Annotated in this window: 14 protein-coding genes and 1 pseudogene; 5 read left to right on the top strand and 10 right to left on the bottom strand. The window is 45.1% G+C overall.

Annotated elements, in window-relative coordinates:
• Positions 1-37: 37 nt before the first annotated feature.
• The 3 genes from OCV19_RS21675 to OCV19_RS21665 all read right to left on the bottom strand — a co-directional run bounded on the left by OCV19_RS21675 (position 38) and on the right by OCV19_RS21665 (position 2,829).
• Positions 38-241 carry a hypothetical protein gene (locus OCV19_RS21675; protein ID WP_052880474.1) on the bottom strand — a complete coding sequence of 68 codons (204 nt, stop codon included), beginning with the start codon at positions 239-241 and terminating at the stop codon, positions 38-40.
• 458 nt (positions 242-699) lie between these two features.
• Positions 700-2,322 (bottom strand): ABC transporter ATP-binding protein, encoded by a 1,623-nt coding sequence (locus OCV19_RS21670; RefSeq protein WP_065676309.1) that lies wholly within the window; start codon positions 2,320-2,322, stop codon positions 700-702.
• A gap of 12 nt (positions 2,323-2,334) precedes the next feature.
• On the bottom strand, positions 2,335-2,829 hold the full coding sequence (locus tag OCV19_RS21665) for a hypothetical protein (protein ID WP_065676308.1): 495 nt from the start codon (positions 2,827-2,829) through the stop codon (positions 2,335-2,337).
• A gap of 240 nt (positions 2,830-3,069) precedes the next feature.
• On the opposite strand from OCV19_RS21665, the gene OCV19_RS21660 reads away from it, so the two are divergent.
• Positions 3,070-5,430 carry a Lon protease family protein gene (locus tag OCV19_RS21660; protein WP_017061577.1) on the top strand — a complete coding sequence of 787 codons (2,361 nt, stop codon included), beginning with the start codon at positions 3,070-3,072 and terminating at the stop codon, positions 5,428-5,430.
• A gap of 192 nt (positions 5,431-5,622) precedes the next feature.
• On the opposite strand, the gene OCV19_RS21655 is transcribed toward OCV19_RS21660, so the two are convergent.
• On the bottom strand, positions 5,623-6,369 hold the full coding sequence (locus tag OCV19_RS21655) for a flagellar brake protein (RefSeq protein WP_017065025.1): 747 nt from the start codon (positions 6,367-6,369) through the stop codon (positions 5,623-5,625).
• A 274-nt stretch (positions 6,370-6,643) separates the two neighbouring features.
• On the opposite strand from OCV19_RS21655, the gene OCV19_RS21650 reads away from it, so the two are divergent.
• The 3 genes and pseudogenes from OCV19_RS21650 (at position 6,644) to OCV19_RS21640 (ending at position 9,258) form a co-directional block, all read left to right on the top strand.
• Positions 6,644-6,928, top strand: coding sequence for a GNAT family N-acetyltransferase (locus OCV19_RS21650; RefSeq protein WP_004732803.1), 285 nt, complete (start codon positions 6,644-6,646; stop codon positions 6,926-6,928).
• 11 nt (positions 6,929-6,939) lie between these two features.
• The gene (locus OCV19_RS21645) at positions 6,940-8,088 is read left to right on the top strand and encodes a phosphotransferase (protein ID WP_065676307.1); all 1,149 of its coding nucleotides are present in this window, start codon (positions 6,940-6,942) and stop codon (positions 8,086-8,088) included.
• Positions 8,078-9,258: pseudogene (locus OCV19_RS21640) on the top strand (MFS transporter). Before OCV19_RS21645 ends, OCV19_RS21640 begins: the two are co-directional and overlap by 11 nt.
• A gap of 101 nt (positions 9,259-9,359) precedes the next feature.
• Here OCV19_RS21640 and OCV19_RS21635 read toward each other — a convergent pair.
• From OCV19_RS21635 to OCV19_RS21620, 4 genes are all read right to left on the bottom strand, one after another.
• A complete protein-coding gene (locus tag OCV19_RS21635) occupies positions 9,360-10,706 on the bottom strand; it encodes an MATE family efflux transporter (protein WP_065676306.1) in 1,347 nt (448 codons plus the stop codon).
• A 101-nt stretch (positions 10,707-10,807) separates the two neighbouring features.
• Positions 10,808-11,650 (bottom strand): helix-turn-helix domain-containing protein, encoded by an 843-nt coding sequence (locus OCV19_RS21630; protein ID WP_065676305.1) that lies wholly within the window; start codon positions 11,648-11,650, stop codon positions 10,808-10,810.
• A gap of 263 nt (positions 11,651-11,913) precedes the next feature.
• Entirely contained in the window at positions 11,914-12,831 is a 918-nt protein-coding gene (locus tag OCV19_RS21625) for a DMT family transporter (RefSeq protein WP_065676304.1), read from the bottom strand.
• Between the two features lie 330 nt (positions 12,832-13,161).
• Positions 13,162-14,055, bottom strand: a complete 894-nt coding sequence (locus tag OCV19_RS21620) for a DMT family transporter (protein ID WP_017067653.1) — start codon at positions 14,053-14,055, stop codon at positions 13,162-13,164.
• Between the two features lie 123 nt (positions 14,056-14,178).
• Between OCV19_RS21620 and OCV19_RS21615 the strand changes: the two genes are divergently transcribed.
• Complete coding sequence (locus tag OCV19_RS21615) at positions 14,179-14,661, top strand: MarR family winged helix-turn-helix transcriptional regulator (protein ID WP_010432677.1); 483 nt, start codon at positions 14,179-14,181, stop codon at positions 14,659-14,661.
• A 99-nt stretch (positions 14,662-14,760) separates the two neighbouring features.
• On the opposite strand, the gene OCV19_RS21610 is transcribed toward OCV19_RS21615, so the two are convergent.
• A complete protein-coding gene (locus OCV19_RS21610; protein ID WP_004732837.1) occupies positions 14,761-15,201 on the bottom strand; it encodes a GlcG/HbpS family heme-binding protein in 441 nt (146 codons plus the stop codon).
• A 102-nt stretch (positions 15,202-15,303) separates the two neighbouring features.
• Positions 15,304-16,929 carry a malate synthase A gene (aceB, locus tag OCV19_RS21605; protein ID WP_065676303.1) on the bottom strand — a complete coding sequence of 542 codons (1,626 nt, stop codon included), beginning with the start codon at positions 16,927-16,929 and terminating at the stop codon, positions 15,304-15,306.
• Between the last annotated feature and the right edge of the window lie 109 nt (positions 16,930-17,038).

Raw genomic sequence — 17,038 nt, 5'->3', positions numbered from 1 at the left:
TCTTAATTACACATCCCTGTGTAACGCATTCTGAATGTCAGCTGGCTTTAAAGCGCTTCATAAGTTGACTAAAGCATGGAATCAGGCTTTGCACAGTCGGCGCATCGGGAATCTCATTTACAAAAATCATAAAGCGCTGTGCTTTACTTTTATCACCTTGAGCAGTCCCTGCTAGTATTGCTTGAGCTAAAATTACATGCTCAGCGGTAACGTCCTTATTCGAAAATTCGTGAATCAACATAGAAAATCCTAATAAGTATAAATACGGATATAACAATACAATATATTGATGTTTATATCGATGCTTATGGTATCCATCAATGTCAGATTTGTGTGAAAACAATATTGGACAGTGAGCTTAGTGGCTTTCCATATTTATTCTAATTCGTGATTTGCTAATACTTGGTTCTCCGAAACTCATTTCAGTCCAAAAACGAGTTGAACGAAGCCGCTCTGCGACGGTGACCCGACTATCAGCTAACCTGTTAAAAGTCCGTCAACTTTAGCAAACCTTCATAATCACGGGCTCGAATCACTGAGTTGATTTTTATATACGCCAGAAACGAAAAATGTCGCATCCATGCGACATTTTTCTTTTGGCGGCCAAACCAGTCTTGCTATATCCATTCTAGAGTTCAATCCATTAGGAGATTATTCAGAATGTACTTATAAGACGCTGTTAATGTTGATTAGTTCCCTTTAAGCGGCATTTTTTTTCGATTTATTTTCTAAGTCGAATGACGCTGCGATCAGTTTCTTGGTGTAGTCGTTTTTCGGCGCATTGAAAATCTCTTCTGCAGCCCCTTCTTCCATCACTTCGCCTTTTTGCATCACCAATACACGATCCGACAGTGCTTTCACTACCGAGAGATCGTGGCTGATGAATAGGAAGCCGATATTGTGCTTAGCTTGAATGTCTTTGAGTAGGTCAATCACGGTCAGTTGTACTGAGCGATCGAGTGCCGAAGTTGGTTCGTCCAGCAAAATAAAAGAAGGTTCAAGAATCAGCGCGCGAGCAATCGCGATACGTTGTCTTTGTCCACCTGAGAATTCGTGCGGGTAGCGGTTAATTGAGTTTGGCTCTAAACGAACTTCAATCAACGCTTTGCGCGCTCTTTCTAATCTCTCTTTCTTGGTTAGATGAGGTTGATGCACCGTTAAGCCTTCGGTGATGATCTCCCCAACCGTCATGCGCGGTGATAAAGAACCATAAGGGTCTTGGAACACCATCTGCACATCTTTTTTGAGCTTGTGACGCTCTTTGTCGTTCAACAAGCTAACGTCTTGGCCCTTGTAAACAATGCGTCCGCTGCTTGGCAGCAAGCCTATTAATGCACGTCCAAGGGTTGATTTACCTGAACCAGATTCACCAACAATGCCTAGCGTTTCGCCTTGCTTAAGATTCAACGAAATGCCTTTTACAGCTTCGAAGTACTGACTTTTATTCTTGATGAAGTGTGATTTCACCAAGAATTGAACTCGGATGTCGTCAGCACACAATAGCTCTGGGGCTGTCGCCTCAACAGGAACCTTAGCGCCTTTCGGAATAGAGTTAATCAGCATGCGCGTGTAGTCGTGCTTAGGGTTATCGAACAGCTCTTGCGTTTGCCCTTCTTCAACCAATTCCCCTTTACACATGACAAGTACACGGTCGGCAAAGTGTTTCACGACGCCTAGGTCATGGGTGATGAACAAAATCGCCATACCCATTTTGCCTTGAATCTCTTTGATAAGAGAAAGTACTTCCGCCTGAACAGTCACATCCAATGCAGTGGTGGGTTCATCGGCAATTAGAATATCCGGTTCATTGATCAGTGCCATTGCGATCATGATGCGCTGTAACTGACCACCCGAAAATTCATGCGGATACTTGGTGTAAGCCTGCTCTGGCATTGGTAAATGAACCAGATTGAAGAGCTCTAGTACGCGCTGTTTTGCTTTTGATACCTTGCGATGACACATAATGGCTTCTGCCACTTGAATGCCAACACGAAGGTAAGGATTGAGAGAGGTCATCGGCTCCTGAAAGATCATGCCGATTCTATCGCCACGAATCGACTGCATTTCTCGCTCAGTTTTTCCAAGAATCGATTCTCCCTCAAACTCGATGTCTGATTGTTTATCAATAATCGCGTTATCAGGCAGCAAACGCATCAGCGCGTTGGAAGAGACGGATTTACCTGAACCTGATTCACCAACAATGGCCAAGGTTTCGCTTGAATTAAGGGTAAAGTTAACCTTTTTGACCGCATCAATGATTCCATCATTGGTTTTGAAACTTACGGAGAGGTTATTGACTTTAAGTATGGCCCGGTCCGACATGATATATCCTTATCAATTTAAGACATTAGGTGAAGATTGAACTTCTGACGTTGTTTTAAGTTGCCCAAAATGGTGATGAGCACGTTGAATTTGTTCTAGTTCGAGCATCCAATGCGAACTGCGCTGAGCGCTGCAAAAAGCGATCAGGTGATTGAGCAAATCTTCGCTCTGCTTTTCCAATAATCCAAAGGTACGTTGAATCAGCTCAGTGTTCTCAAGAGAGATAAATTGCATCAGAGCGTAAGATTGATTCAAGGTATCGAAGGCTTGTTGATGCTGACCTAATCGGTTGAGTATCTCTGATTGAGCGACACTTGCGTCTCTCAACCCGGCAAGCAGGCAGGCAAATTGGCAAGGCTTGATATCGCTTTGGTATGCTGCATCTTGGATGTGATGAGGAAGTGAGGTTAGAACATCATCATACAGGCGCTGTGCTTCAGGCCAGTGACCTTGTTCCATTAACTGTTCAGCTTTTAGGTAGTGCATCCAGCATCGTTCAATTTCCATATCCACATCCTCAATTTATAATATTTGAAAATGTTAATGATATTTATTATCAATTGCAAATTAAAATCATTCACATGTTAAGTTGGTGAATTAAATGACGAGCTATTCCTAAAAATGGCTTAAATTGTGTGTTATTTGTCCAGTTGAACAGCTGTGTAGCGTAAGTCACTAAATTTGTAGGAAATTACATCTACACTGATTTTATCTACACCCAAGTAATGAAGGACTAAGGAGGCGGCGATGGCGATGCAAAGACTCAATACAGAACAGCTGTATCAGGTGGCGGATTTAGACAAGCTACCATGTAAGTCGACCAAAGAACTGGCTCCAATTGACGAAATCGTCGGGCAGGAACGGGCACAAAAAGCCGTTGAGTTCGCGATGTCAATCAAGGAAAAGGGTTACAACATTTATGCGATAGGGCGAAATGGTCTGGGTAAACGCACCATGATCTTGCGCTATCTGAACCGTCACCCTCAAGAAGTGCAGGAGCTTTTTGATTGGTGTTATATCGCGAACTTTGAAGATATTCGTACACCTAAGGTACTGAAATTGCCGCGTGGCGTTGGCAGCAGCTTAAAGCAAGATATTGAAAAATTGATGCGTAAACTGCTGAAAGGTATGCCTCTAGCGTTTGATAACGAGATGTACTTTAGCCGTGCTGACAGGCTTAAAAATCAACTGGCAGCTAAGCAACAAGCCGCGTTAGAAAGCATTAGCCAAGAAGCGAAAGACAAGGGCATTAACCTGACGATCACCACCCAGGGTGATTACCAATTTGTGGCAATGAATGGTGATGATCTTCATACCGAAGAGAGCTTCGATCTGCTTTCGCCGGAAGAACAAGATCAATTTGATAAAACCATTGATGGATTGGAAGTCGGCCTACGAACCATCTCTCGTGAACTGACGGAACTTGAAGAGACGTACACTGAGAAAATTCAAAAGCTGAATGATGATACGGCGCGAGATGTGATCACTCACTTCATCAAGCAATTGAAGAAGGATTACAGCCAATATCCAGACATCAAAAAGTACCTAACGGCACTGCGTAAAGACATTGTCGACAACGCTGACATCTTTTTAGAAGAGAGCACGGAGCAAGCAGAAGTTGCAACGGCCTCTTTGGATAAGAAAATGCCGCGTCGCTACAAGGTTAACGTGATTGTGAGCCAAAAGGAGGAGACTCTGCCGATCGTAGTGGAAGAGAATCCAAATTATCACTCTCTGTTTGGCTATGTAGAAACGGCAACGTTCAAGGGCACCGTATTTACTGACTTCTCATTGATTCGCGCAGGTAGCTTACACAGAGCCAACGGTGGCGTATTACTGATGGATGCAGTAAAGGTACTTGAGCAACCGTACGTTTGGGAAGGCTTGAAACGAGCACTGCGTTCACGTCAATTGAGCTTCACTTCATTAGAAAAAGAGGTGACCTTAACGGGGGCGGTATCGCTTGATCCAGAGCCGATTCCATTGGACGTTAAGATCATCCTGTTTGGCGATTACCGAACGTACCAACTGCTGCAACACTACGATGCAGAGTTTGGTGAACTATTCCGTGTGACGGCCGATTTTGAAGATGAGATGAAGCGTACTCCCGATTCTGAAATGCATTACGCGCGCTTTATTTCGAGCATCGTGCACGACAACAACATGCTGCATTGTGACCGCAAAGCGATCGCTCGCATCATTGAGCACAGCTCTCGTCAGGCGGGTGACCAAGGTAAATTGTCTCTGCACTCGGCACACATTGCTAATCTGCTTCGTGAATCAAATTACGTGGCGAGAGGCTCAAAATCGAACCTGATTCGTGCGACACACGTCGACCAAGCGTTATCTAACCAACAGATGCGTGTCGGACGACTGCAAGACAGTGTGATGGAAACCTTCACTAACGGCACCACGCTAATCCATGTTGATGGTCAAGCGGTTGGGCAAGTGAATGCGCTGTCTGTACTCAGCACGACGGATCATATGTTTGGTGCGCCGAACCGAATCACGGCAACCACCGCTTACGGTGATGGCGAAGTGATTGATATAGAAAGAAACGTAGACCTGGGTGGCAGTATTCACTCGAAAGGGGTGATGATCTTGTCGGCTTACCTTTCTTCTGTGTTTGGTAAGACAGCGAAAGTCCCGCTCACCACTAACATCACCTTCGAACAATCGTATGGTGGCGTCGATGGTGACAGTGCGAGTATGGCCGAGTTCTGTGCGGTGGTGTCAGCGTTTTCTAAGCAGCCAAACCGTCAAGACATCGCGATTACTGGCTCGATGAACCAGTTTGGTGAGTCTCAGCCAATTGGTGGTGTGAACGAGAAAATTGAAGGTTTCTTTGATGTGTGTGAAATCAAAGGGCGTTCAAATGAGCAAGGGGTGATCATCCCGCGTTCTAATGTTCACAACTTGATGCTGCGCAGCGATATCGTGAAAGCGGTTGAAAAGGGTGAGTTTAATATCTGGGCGATTGACCATGTAACAGAAGCGATTGAGCTGTTCACAGGCAAAGCCGCAGGTGAAGCAAGTGATGAGGGTAGCTATCCAATTGATACTATCTTTGGTATCGCCCAAGCGAAGCTGAACGCACTGCGTAAATAGCTTGAATATATAGATACATAGTTTGATAGCTAAGCTAAATAGATAGATAAACAAACAGATAAACAGCCAAAACGCAAAAGCCATCGATTATAGAGTCGATGGCTTTTTTGTTGGTTACGATTTGGTTCGCTAGTGAGCTATTTGTATTTGGTCAGCTTGCTGTATTCGGTGAAAGTCGCGTCTTAAAAGGCGTTACCCGTTTCGCAAGCAGAGCTTGGTGCCATCGAACTTCAGTTTTGCCAATAAGTGTTTGGCGTTAGCTCGGCCAATATCATCAAATTCAACACCGTATCGAGCGTAGTGCGTCGATTTCTGTAGGTTACAGACGATGCCTCGCAGTGGCGGAATCAGTGGGCCATTGTAGTTCTCAGGGGTTATCTCAATAGACACTCGATCGGCAATCTGAATCGCACGAGAGGTCGGTGAGGTCACGAAACGACAACCACTTTTCGATAAGTCTCTTATCTCACAGTTTGCTCGCTGGTCGTTGAAGATGATTCTTGAAGCCAGATTCACTTCATAGCGTGTTTCTTTACGTAGCTGAGTCACTTGCATCGTGCTTGGTGTCGAAAGCACCAGAATAGGGAAGGGTTCACCAATTTTATGGTGAATTTGGCTTCTAAAGTGGATAAGCGCGCCTTCACCTCGTAGAGAATACGCACGAGCGGTCATCCAAAAACCTTCTTGAAAGAAAAAGTTCAGATCTTCATTGGATACCTCGGGAACCTCAACCACAATACAGTTATCACTGTGCGTTCCGATAAACTTGGTGGTGGCGAGAAACTTCGTGCCAACGGGAGTCGAGACATTTAATGTCAGCTCACTGCCGTGCTCAATCATGGCCAGTGCATCAGTGCTATTGATAGTGGAAACGGTGCGATTACGAGGGTCTTGAAGTGCCTGATTATGCTCCAAAGGCTTCTTCAGGGGTGCGTTCATTATATGTTCTCCATGCGCCAACATGCGTCTGTTAGTTATACTGGTAACTTGCTAGCAAGGGGTTATTACGTGCTAGATTTAGTGGACGTACTCACATAGATTTATAGAGTGCCTTTTATCATTGCTGATTTTGTATTAAGCCGATTGCACTGAATTATTTGCTGTGTTTGTAAGTACTTAGTTTTATTTATATGCACTTGCGCTAGTCTATTACAAGGAACTCATACTTCAAACTTTTATTGTTTGTCGTATCAATTATTTGCAGGAGTTGAGAATGCAGGCAGTAAAATGGGATCAAGAAGTAAACCAGATCACGGTAGAGTTAGAACCCAACCAGTTCGCGGTCGTTAAGTATCAAAAGGACGGAGATGTACTACATATCACGTCGACACGCATTCCTGATGAACTGCAAGGCAAGGGCTTTGGTAAGGTGATGATGGAGTCGGTATTGCCTGAAATTGAACAGGCGGGCTTCAAAATTGTGCCGGTTTGTAGCTATGTGGTTCACTACATGAATAGGCAGCCACAGTGGTCACATCTTCTATCCGATAAAGCATAACAACGAGTAATATGTCTCAATCAATATCGTCGAATAATCGAGCTCAACCTGAAGCGGGTTCAAGTCAAAATCAGTCAGAGCTTTATCAACAAGACTTTTATCAAAATGAGCTTTATCAAAAAATTGCGACCTCGTTGGGGTGTCATGAAGGATTTGATGTCCAAGTGATTCAACGCCTATGGGGTGGATATGGCGAGTTAGTTCGCTTGATCTTTTCTCAAGAAGGCCATGCTGAACTGAAAAGCGTGATTGTTAAACATGTCGCTTTGCCAGATAAAGCCGAACACCCAAAGGGTTGGAATACCAAACTCTCTCACCAACGAAAGGTACACTCTTACCAAGTGGAAACAGCTTGGTATCAGTCGTTCACCCAACAATGGGATGAGCGCTGCCCTGTACCTGTTGGGCTGCAATGTGAACTAGAAGAGAATGAGTGGCTGATTGTGATGCAAGACTTAGCGGATATAGGTTTTCCGTTAACCTCTCAGTTTGATGTGCTTGCTGCTTCTGACTATCAGGTATCTAGTTACACAAGAGAAGAGCAAAAACAACGCGATGCTTGCCTTAAATGGCTCGCTAACTTTCACGCAAAGCACATCAATATCAATCAACAACAGTCGTCATCATTGTGGCAAGTCGGTACTTATTGGCATCTAGATACACGTCCTGATGAGCTCAATGCTTTGGCAGATGTCCCACTAAAGAATCAAGCACAAACCATCGACCGTCTACTCAGAGAGTGCCCATATCAAACCTTGGTCCATGGCGATGCTAAGCTAGCCAACTTCTGTTTTGATTCAGAAAGCGAGCGCGCGGCTGCGGTCGATTTTCAATATGTGGGTCACGGCTGTGCGATGAAAGATGTCTCCCTGTTCATGAGCAGTGCTGTGAGGCCGCAAGACTGCGCAGAGCTTGAATCACAAGTCTTAGACACTTACTTCCAATACTTGAAAGAAGCATTGGCGCACTATCAGCCACAGCTTTCGTTTGATGAGGTAGAAGCTGCATGGCGACCAATGTTTTACGTGGCGTGGGCTGATTTCCAACGCTTCGTAAAAGGCTGGAGCCCAGAACATTGGAAGATTAACCCTTATACTGAGCAGCTGACCTTACGAGTGCTCACTCAATTAGACGAACAGGAGTCCGTCAATGTTCGATAGAACCGCGAGCTGGAAAACGCCGCAAAACTTTTTATTACTGATTTCGATTGTTGTACCGATCGCGTTTTCGAGCTGGATGGCTTTGCTTAATAACTTCGTGATTGAGAAAGCGAACTTTGATGGTGCGGATATTGGCTTACTGCAAAGTGTGCGTGAGATTCCGGGCTTCTTGGCGTTTACTGTGGTGTTTGTGTTGGCTTTCATTCGTGAGCAACGTTTCATGTTGATATCGCTGGCGATGCTCACTGTGGGCACCGCGATTACCGGTTTATTCCCTTCACTGACAGGCCTTTTGCTTACCACTATTTTGATGTCGACGGGTTTCCACTATTTTGAAACGCTGAAGCAGTCTTTGTCACTGCAATGGCTGAGTAAAGAAGAAGCGCCAGAGATGCTAGGTAAGATGATCTCAGTCGGCGCACTGGCATCTTTAATCACTTACGGATCTATCTGGGTGATGTTAGAACAGCTGAAGCTCGACTTTGCTTGGGTGTACGGTATTACTGGCGGTATTGGTTTTATTCTGGTTTTGGTGATGACCTTTGGCTTCCCTGAGTTTCAGACCAAGACGCCACAGAATAAAAAGTTGGTACTGCGAAAGCGTTACTGGCTCTACTACGCGCTAACGTTTATGAGCGGCGCGAGAAGACAAATCTTCACCGTATTACAGGCTTCTTGATGGTAGAGAAGTTTGGTTACTCGGCTGCCGACGTTACATTGTTGTTCTTGGTTAATTACCTATTTAACTTCTTGTTTGCGAAGCGCATTGGTCGATTTATCGGTGTGGTTGGCGAGCGTAAAGCGTTGATCTTCGAGTATGTTGGCTTGATTGGTGTGTTTGTGGGTTATGGTTTGGTGCAAAGCGCGGAATGGGCGGCGGCACTTTACGTGATCGATCACCTGTTCTTTGCATTGGCGCTGGCGATCAAAACTTACTTCCAGAAAATCGCAGACCCGGCAGACATGGCATCAACCGCTGGTGTCTCTTTCACCATCAACCATATTGCCGCGGTTGTTATTCCGGTCGTGTTTGGTGTGATTTGGTTATCGTCTCCTGCAACGGTTTTCTACATCGGTGCTGCGATGGCGGCGGTTTCTTTGGCGTTGTCTTTAAACATTCCTAAGACACCTGAAGAAGGCAATGAAGTGCGAATGTTTAGCTGGCGTTAACGCTGGATAGAGACAAATAAAAAGCTCCAATATCGCTATTGGAGCTTTTTTGTATGTGGCGTTTGATGATCAAGAAGCAATATCTTTAAACGGATTACTTCCTAGGCCACCTGTTTTTCTAAAGAGCCTGTAAAGCGTTTCCTGTAGCTGCGTAACATGCTGAGGCTGACTATCGCGGTTAGGGTCTCGGCTAACAGAATACTTGCCCAAATCCCTTGCTCTGGGAATAGCTTAGGTAAGATGACGATGCCTAATGCGACGAAGACAAAACCACGACCAAGAGAGATTAGTGTCGCTTGCTTAGGCTTCGCCGTTGCCTGAAACAAGTTGGCGATCACCAAGTTGACTCCCATTAGTGGTACAGCAAAGAAAAAGAACGTTAAGGCGGTTGCAGATAGCCCTATCAAATCACTCGAATCACCTAAATAGAGGGCTGCGATTTGAGGCGCACACAGGTACACAATAATCATAAACACCAAGCCGCTACCCATTGCACTTTTTAAACCTAAGCGAAAAATTGCTTCGATGCGGTTTGGCTGATTAGCACCATGATTAAAGCTGATGATTGGCTGGCAGGCTTGAGCGATTCCGACCATTACAAACAACGCAAATACCCCGATGTTTGCGGTTAAGCCGTAGGCGATAATGTGATTCTCACCAAACTGATGCAGCAACACGTAGTTGAACAATAAGATTGTCATCGCTGCGGTCACTTCAATGAAGAAGGTCGGCGTACCTATTTTTAGAATGCTTGGCAGTTTGTTAAAACCAATCCCTTTTAAGCTCAGTTCCAAGGTGCCTTGTTTACGTACAAAGTGGCTTAATAAAATACAAGCGATGACACCTTGTGCAATGGCTGTACCGTAGGCTGCCCCTTTCATTCCCCAGCCCCATTTCAAGACGAAGAAGTAGTCCAAAACTAGGTTGACCACGGCACCTATCGACATTGCGTAAGTGGCCAGTTTTGGGTTGGTATCGTTACGAACAAAGCACGACATGACCCAAGCTAATGAGTACAACACAAAGAATGGCAGCATCACAGACAGGTAATCGTGAGTCAGTTCAGCCATGTATCCAGAAGCGCCCATTAACGCAATAATGTCGTCCAGAAAATACAGAGCGATGCTGACTGAAATGGTGCTAAGTACGGCGGTACTCAGCATCGATTGGCTAAAGAGAGTTTGGCCCGACGCCGAATTGCCTTTGCCGACTTCAATAGACATAAGAGCCGCGCCGCCAATACCCACCATCATCGCGATAGCGGTAAATATAGAGAAAGCAGGAATGGTTAGCGCGATAGCACCAAGCCCATCTGGGCTAACACCGCGTCCGACGAACCATGCATCTCCCATGATGAAAAGAGACTTGATCACCATGCCAGTTAGTGCGGGCCAAAGGTACTGATAAAAGGATTTTGAGATCGGATCGGTTTTTAGGTTGATGGCCATTGGAGTAAGCTCCCAACAAATTGGATTTAACCAAATTGGATGAAATAAAGAGGGAGCATTATCCGAACTTAACTGGGCTCTAAAAAGGGATGATCTGCGTGTTATGTTGCACTATCTGCACATCGAGTTCGAAACTCTGCTGGCGACTCCTTCATCTGGCCACGGTAAAAACGGCTGAAATAGGCGGGGTCTTCGAAGCCAAGTTCAAAGGCGATGGTTTTAATTGTCTTGGTCGAAAAAATCAATTCTCGGTTCGCTTCCAAGATGATTCGATCGTGGATTAATTGGGTGACCGTCTTACCTCGTTCAGCCTTCACGATCTCATTGATGCGCTTGTTAGTTATCGATAGCGCTTGCGCATAAAACTCACAATGTTTGTGGGTAGTGTAGTGTTGCTCAATCAAATCGACCACTTGGTTTACTCGGCTGTCGCGCACTTCGCCTTTCAATGATGATTGGGTTGAGAAGCGTAATATGTAGCGCAAAAAGCTATTCATGAGGGATTCTACCAAATCCCAGTCGCTCTCTTCTCGTGCACATTCTTCTTTAATCATAGTGAAAATAGGCAGTAGGTAGCGGTTGCCTTCTTCACTGCAATCTAAGTAGGGAGGGCGACTTTGATGCATGGCAAAAACGGTGTCGACCAGTTGTGTGTTGCGATGGTTGGTTTTGACAAAGCCTGGGGTAAACACCAGTAAACGAGCGCTTTCTCCCACTAGTTCAGATCGGTGAACCTGACCCGGAGCAATGGTAAAAATACGGCCGACCTTGTTATCGTAGTCTACAAAATCAATGCTCTGACTACCTAAGCTATCCACGCACCACACCAACTCCCAGTATTCATGTATGTGCGGTTCTAAGAACGCGTCGTCGCTGTTAGTCAGTTCCTCAACCCTACAAGGCTGACCTTTGATGAGGCGCATGTGTTTGATGGGAGTTCTCATGACATTCCTTGGTTGAAGGTAGGCTGTGCAGTTAAGACTAGAGTCGGTTGTTTTCGACGTTTCTAATGTAGTCGATAGTGACTTTTAAGTCATTCGATTGCTGCGTTATTGGCTATTTGATATGAGCAGTGAACCTGCGGCGCATTGGAACTGGTTGAAGTATATGAGGAGGACGTGAGAGAGAATTTTAAGTCGGGGTCGTAACTAAATAAAACCCTAGAGACTCATAGCGAGCCCTAGGGTTAGATCGACAGATTATTAGCTTAGTTGTTACTTGCTGTTTTCAAAGAAGAGCGTAGCTTGAAGATTCCCTTTGGTGCTTTGGTTAGCAGGATGCCGCAAAGTAGAGGAATCATCATTACAAGAGACTGTTCAGATAGAACCTCACCATTGATGTAACAAGAGATCAGTAGTGCAACCACAGGGAAAATTAGGAAGCAGATAGATGCTTGGAAAGGTGTCGAAACCTGACCTAATTTAAAGTAAGCAACAATGCCGCCAACACTCGCCACAAAGCCTAGGTAAACCACAGCAGAGATTGAGTCCCAAGTGAAAGATTCAATATTCACGTTTTCACCTATAGCTGATACAGCAAATAAGAATAGAGCTGCAATTAAGCTTGGTACGGCGTTGTAGGTCAGTACTTCAATACCTTTGCAGTGCTTTTGAACCAGCACATACATAACAGCGTGAATCGCAACAGCAAGGCCTAAGCAAACCGTGCCAATAAGGTAGTCATCACCACCCATTTGCATTTCATTGCCAAGGATTAAACATAGGCTCACAACAGCTGTGACCAAACCAAAGATTTGATGTTTCGCTAATCGTAGACCTAAGAATAAACCCGACATCAGCATTACTGCTACGGGCATGTTGGCGAAGATGATCGACGCTAGACCAGAAGAGATGTATTGCTCACCATAGATCATCAAAGTGAACGGAATAGCAAAATACATCAGTGCCACAATAAGCAGCCATTGGCGCTTACCTTTAGGGAACAGCAGTGGTTGGTTGAAGACTTTCGCCAATACCGCAAGCAGAGGGGCTGCAAGTAAAAAGCGAAACGCAGTAGCAAAAATAGGTGGAATAGAATGCAATGCTACTTCCATAGCGAACCAAGTGGTTCCCCAAATTAAGCAAACAGAGACAAAAAGCAAGATAGTTAGCGACTTCGAATTCATGGTGACTACTCATTAATAATTATTTTAAATCATAGGCTTGTAGCGCCTTAATGACGTGGCACAGTATAGAAAGGTAGTCGGAGAAAAGTTTTGCCTTTTTATCTATAATTTGAGTTTTTTGTAGGAATAAAATCTCTAATATAATTATTTTATAGAAAGTAAATTCACTTTAGATAGCTTAAGTAAAGTCATTATTCTTTGTGAGGTTTAATTTAGTTCAAGAAATGATCAATTCGGCGAGTATGGCTGTTAGGTTATTGCTTCAGCGTAGCAACAAAAACGCGCCCAAAATGAGGCGCGTTTTTGATCAATACGTTTAATAGACGGTATCTACTGCGTAACAGGCTTGACTTGTTTGGACTGTCTTACTGCCAGAATAAGTTGTGGCAGCAGTGACATCACTATCATGCCGGTCATTAGTGAGTATTGTACTGCAGTGAATGATTCACCCATCAACACCATACCGGTCACGATGCCAGCTACTGGGTTTGCGATGCCACCAAAGGTGAAATCAACCACCGACATACGCTGTAGCAACCACACATACATGCCGTAACCCAGCGCTGTGTTTAGCCCAATAACCCAAACCAAGCCCATCGCATTGCGAGTATCGAAATGAGTGACAGCGTTAATATAAGGCTGCGGATCGATGAATGCATGAACGCCAGACGCGACAGACAAAATCGTACCACCCAAAATCAGCTGCCACGTTAATACCTTCCACCAATGCATGCGATTACCCAGTGATTTGGTAATGCTGCTGCCGATGACAATACACATGATTGCGGCGAACATTGCGCCTAAACCGATTGGATTCAAAGCGATCTGACTTGGGTTGAATAATATCCACGCTAAGGTGATCAAGCCAATACCAGACAAAGCTTGAATCAAATGCGGGCGCTGCTTTTTCACTACCCAGTGGAAGATCATCGCGAACACCGGCACAGAGATCATACCCACGCCAGAGATCGCCGAAGGCAGCGTTAGCGCCATCACGAAGATCAAGCCAAAGAAGGTCGCGATATTGATAAGGCCCAGTGTGAAAATGATTTGCCACTCGCCTTTTTTAGGCAGTGTTGGTTTTACTGCTAGCAATAACAAACCAGCAGGTAACGCACGCAAAGCACCCAATAATAATGGTGGCCACTCCTGTAGCGTAAATTGCGTCACTGCATAGGTTGTTCCCCAAAAGAACGCGGGGATCATTGCTAATAATATGTTCATCTGAAATATCTTTACGTTAAGATAACTATTGTGTGAACTGTATACTGAGAACTAGTGGTTGTAAAGTATCTTTATGTTAAACTAGTTTGAAGTAATCAGACTAACAACGGAGCGAGATTGCAAATGGATGCTATCGACCGCGTAGTAGAGCAATGGGCAAAGGAAAAGCCCGAACTAGAAACTGAGCCTATGGCAATGATGGGTCGGATTATGCGTATTGCCAAGTATATGGAGACGCAAGTTGCCGAGCTTCATAAAAAGTACGACATGAAGCTGGGTGAGTTTGATGTGCTGGCGACGTTGCGACGTTCTGGAAAGCCTTACCGACTGACGCCATCAGAACTGATTGGGTCGATGATGCTGACATCTGGTGCGATGACCAATCGCCTTGATAAGCTAGAAGCCAAAGGGCTGATCAGCCGTGAACACAGCAAAGAAGATAGACGTAGCGTGAGTGTTCAGCTAACCAAAGATGGTCTTATTCTGATTGACCAAATGATGACAGAGCATGTCGAAACGCAGAAAAAACTGGTTAAATCATTGTCTGCGAGTCAGAAGAAGAACACCAACCAACTTCTGAAAACATGGTTGAGTGCGTACGAGTAGTCTTGCTGATCTTCCTTTAGATTCAATAAAAAACCGAAGCCTAATCGCTTCGGTTTTTTTGTTCTTGTTTAAGAACTTCAAGTACAGCGAATTGACGAGTTAAGCTTGGAGCATCTCGTCACTAAAGAGTTCTGCGCAGCCAATGCCGTTGATGGCGCAGCTTTCGTCGATGTCTGAGATATCACCGCTGACCCCAATTGCACCAAGTACCGTTTTATCCTTATCTCGAATCAGTAGCCCCCCTGGAACTGGTACCATGTTTCCGTGTGCCAGCACGTTTACGGCGGAGATGAATGCTGGACGGTTGTCAGCATCTTGGGCGAGTTTTCTAGAGGAACAACCCAGTGCGAGTGCTCCCCACGCTTTAGCGATCGCGATATCTGGTCGCATCATGCTAGAGCCGTCTTGACGTTGCAAAGAAATCAGCTTGCCACCGCTGTCTAAGACGGCGACCGTCAAAGGCTCAGTGTGGATCTTGTTTCCTGCTTGTAAGGTGCCATCAATGATGGTTAACGCTTGTTGTAGAGTCAAACTTCCCATGTTATCTCCTAGTTTTTCAAGGGGCCGTGTACCAAGCTAAGTCAGCCAATCATGACTCTTGTTGGTGAGCATCATTGACTGATTCAGTTCGGTACAAGAGTCCTAACTGGACTCTTGTAACAGCCCATAGCTGGGTAAAGTTAGGAAGGCGGCGAACTCTTCGGCTGTAGAAAGTTGATAGAAAAGATCAGCTGTCTCTTCAAATCGACCTGCTGCATAGCGCGAGTCTCCGACTTCATGTTTTATGGTGTCTAGCTCTTGGTAAAGCCAAGAGTGGAATAGTGATTTGGTAAAGGTTTGGCCATCATCGAGCGTTACCCCGTGGTGGATCCACTGCCAGATATTGGCTCTCGAGATCTCTGCGGTCGCCGCATCTTCCATAAGGCCGTAGATAGGTACACAACCGTAGCCTTGGATCCAAGCTTCGATGTAATACAGCGCGATGCGTATATTTTTACGTACTCCTGCTTCGTCGCGACTGCCCTCACAAGGCTTGAGTAGAGTGTCGGCGTTGATCACATGTTCTGGGCTTTGGAAATCCATTTGGTTTACTTTGCCATCGAGGTGCTTATCGAAGATCGACATCGCTAAATCAACCAGTGCCGGGTGTGCGACCCAAGTGCCATCGTGTCCGTTTTGAGATTCTCTCTGTTTGTCTTCAATGACTTTGGCCGTCACTCGCGCCATTTCTTGCGGGTCTTTCGCTGGAATAAAGGCTGACATACCACCCATCGCCAGTGCGCCACGAGCATGACAAGTACGCACTAACAACTGGCTGTAGGCATTTAGGAACTCTTGATCCATACCGATCCCATGGCGGTCAGGCAGGATGCGGTCTTTATGGTTCTTCAGCGTTTTGATGTAGCTGAAGATGTAATCCCAACGACCACAGTTCATCGCCACGATATGATCACGCATTGCGTACAAGATCTCTTCCATCTGGAACACGGCTGGTAGCGTTTCGATCAATACTGTCGCGCGAATGGTGCTTTTGGGTACTTGGAAATAGTTTTCGGTGAAGCTGAAAATATCGTCCCACCATTGTGCTTCTTCCATGCTTTCAAGTTTTGGAATGTAGTAGTAAACCCCTAAACCTTGTTGTGCACGTGATTGATAGTTGTGGAAAAAGTACAAGGCGAAGTCCATCAAGCAACCGCCGATAGGCTGATTGTTGAATTGGATGGATTGCTCAGGAAGGTGGATCCCTCGTGGGCGTGCGATAAGCAGTGCAGGATCGTCGTTTAATTGGTAACGCTTCTGCTTCTTTTCATCGAAGTAACTAATGGTGCCAAGGTTGGCATCTCTTAGGTTGATTTGCCCTTCGACCATATTGGCCCAAGTAGGAGAAGACGCATCTTCAAAGCAGCACATGAAGACTTTCGCGCCTGAGTTTAGCGCGTTGATCACCATCTTTCTTTCGATAGGCCCGGTGATCTCTACGCGGCGATCAAGCAGTTCTGGTGGAGGCGTTGCCACCTTCCACTCTTTATTCTGACGAATGGAAATGGTGTCTTTTCTGAAATTGGGTAGCTCTCCCTCGTCATACTGAGCTTGTTTTGTGTCGCGGTCACTTAGCAGGGCATGACGGCGATCTCCAAACTTATTGACGAGAGCTTCTAAGAATTTTAATGCATCTTTAGACAAGATCTCTTTGTACTCGGAGTTGTCCATATTCCCGAGTACCTGCATACACTGTACTTCTTCTCTCTCTTTTACGTCATTCATCATTGTTGTCTCCTTTGAACAATACGATGTCATTTTGTATACAAAATGCTCTTTTTAAGGATATTTATATTGCATAAATTGTAAACAAGCAAAGGGTGTTTAACATTTATTT

Source organism: Vibrio celticus (genome assembly GCF_024347335.1).
Classification (GTDB): Bacteria; Pseudomonadota; Gammaproteobacteria; order Enterobacterales; family Vibrionaceae; genus Vibrio; species Vibrio celticus.
This window is presented reverse-complemented; position numbering and strand designations above follow the sequence as displayed.

Coding starts and splice junctions, on each gene's coding strand:
- OCV19_RS21675 (WP_052880474.1), bottom strand. CDS start 241: ATGTTGATTCACGAATTTTCGAATAAGGACGTTACCGCTGAGCATGTA.
- OCV19_RS21670 (WP_065676309.1), bottom strand. CDS start 2,322: ATGTCGGACCGGGCCATACTTAAAGTCAATAACCTCTCCGTAAGTTTC.
- OCV19_RS21665 (WP_065676308.1), bottom strand. CDS start 2,829: ATGGAAATTGAACGATGCTGGATGCACTACCTAAAAGCTGAACAGTTA.
- OCV19_RS21660 (WP_017061577.1), top strand. CDS start 3,070: ATGGCGATGCAAAGACTCAATACAGAACAGCTGTATCAGGTGGCGGAT.
- OCV19_RS21655 (WP_017065025.1), bottom strand. CDS start 6,369: ATGAACGCACCCCTGAAGAAGCCTTTGGAGCATAATCAGGCACTTCAA.
- OCV19_RS21650 (WP_004732803.1), top strand. CDS start 6,644: ATGCAGGCAGTAAAATGGGATCAAGAAGTAAACCAGATCACGGTAGAG.
- OCV19_RS21645 (WP_065676307.1), top strand. CDS start 6,940: ATGTCTCAATCAATATCGTCGAATAATCGAGCTCAACCTGAAGCGGGT.
- OCV19_RS21635 (WP_065676306.1), bottom strand. CDS start 10,706: ATGGCCATCAACCTAAAAACCGATCCGATCTCAAAATCCTTTTATCAG.
- OCV19_RS21630 (WP_065676305.1), bottom strand. CDS start 11,650: ATGAGAACTCCCATCAAACACATGCGCCTCATCAAAGGTCAGCCTTGT.
- OCV19_RS21625 (WP_065676304.1), bottom strand. CDS start 12,831: ATGAATTCGAAGTCGCTAACTATCTTGCTTTTTGTCTCTGTTTGCTTA.
- OCV19_RS21620 (WP_017067653.1), bottom strand. CDS start 14,055: ATGAACATATTATTAGCAATGATCCCCGCGTTCTTTTGGGGAACAACC.
- OCV19_RS21615 (WP_010432677.1), top strand. CDS start 14,179: ATGGATGCTATCGACCGCGTAGTAGAGCAATGGGCAAAGGAAAAGCCC.
- OCV19_RS21610 (WP_004732837.1), bottom strand. CDS start 15,201: ATGGGAAGTTTGACTCTACAACAAGCGTTAACCATCATTGATGGCACC.
- aceB (WP_065676303.1), bottom strand. CDS start 16,929: ATGATGAATGACGTAAAAGAGAGAGAAGAAGTACAGTGTATGCAGGTA.